General features: G+C 71.2%; 3 protein-coding genes. All 3 read right to left on the reverse strand.

The features are described 5' to 3' along the window. Positions 1-506 (reverse strand): CHAD domain-containing protein (locus tag H0X00_RS22840; RefSeq protein WP_293775090.1); only part of this gene is annotated, 506 nt, incomplete at its 3' end. Between the two features lie 41 nt (positions 507-547). After that, positions 548-2,647, reverse strand: a complete 2,100-nt coding sequence (locus H0X00_RS22845) for an RNA degradosome polyphosphate kinase (RefSeq protein WP_367186743.1) — start codon at positions 2,645-2,647, stop codon at positions 548-550. A 133-nt stretch (positions 2,648-2,780) separates the two neighbouring features. After that, positions 2,781-3,274: mycothiol synthase (mshD, locus tag H0X00_RS22850; protein ID WP_293775092.1), on the reverse strand; the 494-nt coding region annotated here is incomplete at its 5' end.

The raw sequence follows: 3,274 nt of genomic DNA on the forward strand, positions 1-3,274 counted from the left end.
GCCTCGGCGTTGGTGCGCGGATCCTCCGCCGCGACCTGCATCGCGGCGATCAGCGCGGCGGTGCCGTCGGAGTCCAGCGCGGCGACCGCCCCTTCCTGGGCGGTGGCGAGGTCCGCGGTGAGCACGGTCCGCAGATAGTCCAGCGTCGCCTCGAGCGGGGCCCCGGGCGGCAGCACCTCGACGTCGCGCTCGAGCCGGTGCAGCGTGACCTCGCGGTCCCGCGCCGTGCCGACACTGCGGGCCAGCGCGCCGAGCTCCTGGCTCAGCGCCTTCGCCCACTCCGGGTCGAGCAGCGGGCGGAAGGTGTTCAGGTCGCTGCGCAGCCGGCGGGCGGCGATGCGCAGTTTGCGGACGGAGTCGGGGGTCCCGGCCCGCACGCCGGACTCGTGCCGGGTCAGCTTCGCGACGTTGCGGGCCAGGGCGGCGCGGATCGCCTCCCGGGCCGGGTCGTCAGCGCCGACCGGTCCCGAACCCCGGGACTCCGGCTGCTCTGGCAAGGGGGGCACGATGCGCACGATCACGAGTCGGGGCTCGATCAATCCGGCCGTCAGTCCGTGTCCGCGCGGCGCCGCGCCTTGAGCTTGATCAAATGGTCCTGAAGGTCCATCAGATCGCGGCCGTCCGAGCGGCGGTGATGCCGGGTCCAGGTGCCGTTGCGGTCCAGCCGCCACGCCGCGGTGGTGTGCGCGAAGGCGATGTCCATCAGCTCGGTCAGCTCGCGGACGTGGTCCGGGCTGCTGATCCGCACCAACGCCTCGACCCGCCGGTCCAGGTTACGGTGCATCAGATCTGCGCTGCCGATCCAGACCTCGGGTTCGCCCCCGCCCGCGAACCAGAAGATCCGCGAGTGCTCCAGGAAGCGGCCGAGGATGCTGCGGACCTGGATGGTCTCCGACATGCCGGGGACGCCGGGTCGCAGTGCGCAGATGCCGCGGGTCCAGATGTCGACCGGGACCCCGGCGTTGGAGGCCCGGTAGAGCGCCTCGATGGTGACCTCGTCGACCAGGGAATTCACCTTGAACCGGATCCGCGCCGGGCGGGCGGCCAGGTGGTTCTCGATCTCGCCCTCGATCCGGGCCACGATCCCGCTGCGTACCGAGTGCGGCGCGACCAGCAACCGGCGGAACGAGGTGCCGCGGGCGTAGCCGGAGAGCTGGTTGAACAGGTTCGCGACGTCCTCGGCGACCACCGGGTCCGAGGTCAGCAGGCCGACGTCCTCGTACGTGCGCGCGGTCTTCGGGTTGTAATTGCCGGTGCCGATGTGGCAGTACCGGCGCAGCCGGTCGCCCTCTTCGCGTACGACGAGCGCGAGCTTGCAGTGCGTCTTGAGACCGACCTGCCCGTAGACCACATGGCAGCCGGCCTGCTCCAGCTTGCGCGCCCAGGTGATGTTGGCCTGCTCGTCGAAGCGGGCCTTGAGCTCGACCAGGCAGACCACCTGCTTGCCGGCCTCGGCGGCGTCGATCAGGGCGTCGACGATCGGGGAGTCACCGCTGGTCCGGTAGAGCGTCTGCTTGATGGCCAGCACGTGCGGGTCGGCGGCGGCCTGCTCGATGAAGGCCTGCACGCTGGTGGAGAACGAGTCGTACGGGTGGTGCAGCAGGACGTCGCGGACGCGGACCGCCGCGAACACGTCGGCCGCCTTCGCGCTCTCGACCGCGGCCAGGTGTGGGTGCGTGGTCGGGACGAAGGTCGGGAAGTGCAGGTCCGGACGCGGGATGTCGGCGATCGCATGCAGGCCGGACAGGTCGAGCGGACCGGGTGAGGCCACCACCTCGGAGGAGCTGACCCCGAGCTCACGAACCAGGAGATCGAGGGCGTCCTCGTCGATGCTCGCGTCCACCTCGAGGCGCACCGGCGGACCGAACCGACGGCGCATCAGTTCCCGCTCGATGGCCTGCAGGAGGTTCTCGGCGTCGTCCTCCTCGACCTCGAAGTCCTCGTTGCGGGTAACCCGGAACGCGTGGTGGGCCTCGATGATCATGCCCGGGAACAGTTCCTGCAGGTGGGCGGAGATCAGGTCCTCGAGCGGGACGAAGCGGGTGTCGGAGGCGGCGATGAACCGCGGCAGCAGCGGCGGCACCTTGACCCGGGCGAAGTTCTCCCGGTCGGTACTCGGGTTGCGCACCACGACGGCCAGGTTCAGCGACAGGCCGGAGATGTAGGGGAACGGGTGAGAGGGGTCGACGGCCAGCGGGGTGAGGACCGGGAAGACCTTCTCCCGGAACAGCCCGTGCAGGGTGTTCTGCTCCTCGTCGGAGAGGTCGTCCCAGCGCAGGATCTGGATGTTCTCCTTGCTGAGGCGGATCAGCAGGTCGCGGCGGAAGCAACTGGACGCCCGCTGCGCCAGCTCGCCGGAGCGGGCCCAGACCTGCTCCAGGATCTCCAGCGGCGCGTGCCCACTGGCGGAGGTGACGGCCACCCCGGCCGCGATGCGGCGCTTGAGGCCGGCCACCCGGACCATGAAGAACTCGTCGAGGTTGGAGGCGAAGATCGCCAGGAAGCGGACCCGCTCCAGCAGCGGCAGGGTGCGGTCCTCCGCCAGTTCCAGCACGCGGGAGTTGAACTCCAGCCAGCTGGCTTCGCGGTCCAGGAAGGCGCCGTTGGGCAGGTCGGGGATCTCCAGGGGCGGCGGCACGGCGCGCAGCGCGCCGGCTGTGGCGGGGTCCCCTGGCTGAATTCGCACGGTCATAGCGTCGCAGCATGCCAATACCGCGTGAACGAGAGGTGTTCGTGCGGGTGAACCTGTCCCGAGGCCGGCACCCGCGCCGTCGGCGGGGTCAGGTCCGCCGGTCAGATCGAGCGGCGTACATCACGCTCACGGCCTCGGTTCTGAAGCCCAGCCGGGCGTAGACCGCCACCGCCGAAGCGTTGTCGGCATCCACGTAGAGCAGCACGCTCGCCAGCCCGAGGCCGGCGAGGTGACGCAGGCCGATCCGGGACAGCGCCCGGCCCAGCCCGCCGCCGTGCTCGGCCGGATCGACCCCGAGCACGTAGATCTCACCGGCGGCGGCCTCGGTGTCGGTCGCCGGGTGCACCTTGGTCCAGTGGAAGCCGACGAGGCGGCCTCCATCGGCGCAGGCGCGCTCGGCCAGGAAGAAGCCGGCCGGGTCGAACCAGTCCGAGCCGATCCGGCCCGCCAGATCGGACCGGCCGAGGCGGCCCTGTTCGCCGTGGCCGGCGAAGGCGGCGGCGTTCAGGGCCAGCCAGGCGTCCTCGTCCTGATCGACCACGAAGGCCCGCACGCTCACCCCGGCCGGCAGCGGAACCGGGC

The sequence above is a fragment of the Sporichthya sp. genome, from assembly GCF_013815995.1.
GTDB lineage: Bacteria > Actinomycetota > Actinomycetes > Sporichthyales > Sporichthyaceae > Sporichthya.